Here is a 2,299-nt window from a genome sequence, read left to right on the forward strand (position 1 = left end):
TCCTATAGGACGTCAACGCTCGGACGTTACGTGGGGGGAAGGAGACGTTGCGTGGAAGTAGACGTTGCGTGGAAGAAGGGACGTTTGGCGGGGTGGCCCCCGTGATCTAGACGAACTGCCAGAGCAGGGACGCCATGCCGAAGCCGACGAAGGAGAGCACGGTCTCCAGCACGGTCCGGGTCTTGAGCGTCTCCTTGACCGAGACCGAGCTCAGTGCCTCCTCGGCCCGTGCACCAGGGCGCAGACGGTACGTGTACCGAACCGTCTCAATGGGCATAAACCCACCATATCGGATAGCACTGACGTTCGACCGAAAGGAACAAGCGTGTCGCCAACCGAGCAGAAGCACCCTTACCTCCCCATGGCCGAAGCCAGGGGTTTCACAGGCACATTCTGATGAACACGAGCAGGAAGGCGATGCCGACGCCGGCCAGGACAAGGAGCCCGGTGGTGTCGTGGCGCAGCTAGTCGAGAGCTTCAGTCATGGAGAAGACTTCCTCAGCGTGGTTGTCGTGCAGGATCGGCGGGTCAGGTCGCGCGGGTCGGACCGTCCGCGGTGCGGCGCAGCGCGCGGCCGGCGAGGGCGCCGGTGGGGGAGCCGTCGTCGATCGCGAGGGCTCCGTTCACGAACACGTACTCGATCCCGGCGGCCGGCTGCCGGGCATCGGCGAAGGTGGCCGTGTCCAGGATCGTGAGCGGGTCGAAGATGACCAGATCGGCCGCGTGCCCGGCGCGGACCAACCCGCGCCGGTCTAGCTTCAGCCGGGCGGCGGGGCGTCCGGTGAGGTGGTGGACGGTCTCCTCCAGGGTGAGCAGCCCGAGCTCGCGGCAGTAGTGGCCCAGGTAGCGAGGGAACGTGCCCCAGGATCGCGGGTGCGGCTTCGCGCCGACGAGGATGCCGTCGCTGCCTCCCGTGTGGGCGCGGTGGGTCATGATCGCGCGCACGTTCTCCTCGTGCCCGACGTGCTGCAGGATGCCGGTCGCGAGCCGGTCCTCGAGCAGGATCTCCGTGAAGACCTCGAACGGCGCCCGGCCCGACTCCGTCGCGATCTGGGCGATGGTCTTTCCGACCTGGGCGTCCAGCCGCGGGTTCTGGGTGCCGCTGATCTCGAGGGTCTCCCACTCGGCGACGACGCCGTGGCAGCCGTCCGAACCGTTGACCTCGACGTCGATGCGGATCCGCTCGAGCGTGGCCGGGTCACGCAGCCGGCTCAGCGTGTCTTGCGTGCCGCCCGACGACGCCCAGCTCGGCAGGATCGCGGAGAGCGTCGTCGCTCCGGGCAGGTACGGGTAGGTGTCCAGGGTGATGTTGACGCCGTCGTCGAGCGCGGCGTCGAGCAGCTCGAGCAGCTCGCCCGCGCGGCCCTTGTTCACGGCGAAGTTCATCGTCGCGTGGGACAGGTGCAGGGCACAGCCCGAGGCGCGGGCGACGTCGATCATCTCCTGATAGGCCTCGAGCGCGCCCTTGCCGTAGGACCGGTGGTGCGGCGCATAGAAGCCCCCGAGCTCCGCGACGGTCCGGCACAGCGCGACGAGCTCGGACGTGCTCGCGTACATGCCGGGGGTGTAGGTCAGTCCCGAGGACATCCCGACGGCGCCCTGCGCCATCGACTCGGCGATGACCTGCTGCATCCTGCGCACCTGGGCCGGCGTGGCCGGGCCCTCGGCGAACCCCATGACCAGGGCCCGGAGGGTGCCCTGCGGGATCAGGTAGGCGACGTTGGTCGCCACCCCCTGGTCCAGGCGGTCCAGGTACTCCCCGACGGTGCGCCAGGAGAAGTTGAAGTCCGGCGGGTTCTCGTTCCAGCCGGCGATCTTCTCGCGCACCCCGGCGAGCGTCGCGTCGTCGACCGGCGCGTAGGACAGCCCGTCCTGGCCGAGCAGCTCGGTGGTCACGCCCTGGCTGAGCTTGGCGTAGTGGTCGGGCCTGATCAGCAGCTGGAGGTCGGAGTGGGCGTGCATGTCGATGAAGCCGGGACTGAGCACCTTTCCCGTCGCGTCGATGACCCGGTCGAAGGTCCTCTCGGCGAGGTGCGCCTGCCCGGCCGTCACCCGGGCGATCCGATCGTCCTCGACGACGACGTCGGCGGTGCGGGCAGGTTCGCCGGTCCCGTTTACGACCGTCGCGTGCCGGATGAGGGTTCTCATCTCCGCCCGGCCTAGGTGGCTGGTGTTTTTCGCGTGGCGGTGTCCGGTTGCGCGGCGACGCTCGGGGAGGATCGCGGGTGAGGGTTGCCGCTGCGGTCAGGAGTAGTCGATGACGTTGGGTCTGACGCCGAGGCAGGGTGATCTGCTGAGC

2 protein-coding genes are annotated in these 2,299 nt (G+C 68.8%); both read right to left on the reverse strand.

Features of this window, described 5'->3' with window-relative positions; genetic code table 11:
* Positions 1-106 precede the first annotated feature (106 nt).
* The gene (locus tag VIM26_RS25555; protein ID WP_331956147.1) at positions 107-277 is read right to left on the reverse strand and encodes a hypothetical protein; all 171 of its coding nucleotides are present in this window, start codon (positions 275-277) and stop codon (positions 107-109) included.
* 251 nt (positions 278-528) lie between these two features.
* Positions 529-2,148 carry a D-aminoacylase gene (locus tag VIM26_RS25560; RefSeq protein WP_331956148.1) on the reverse strand — a complete coding sequence of 540 codons (1,620 nt, stop codon included), beginning with the start codon at positions 2,146-2,148 and terminating at the stop codon, positions 529-531.
* Positions 2,149-2,299 lie beyond the last annotated feature (151 nt).

This window comes from Pengzhenrongella sp., from assembly GCF_036565025.1.
In the GTDB taxonomy this organism is placed as follows: domain Bacteria; phylum Actinomycetota; class Actinomycetes; order Actinomycetales; family Cellulomonadaceae; genus Pengzhenrongella.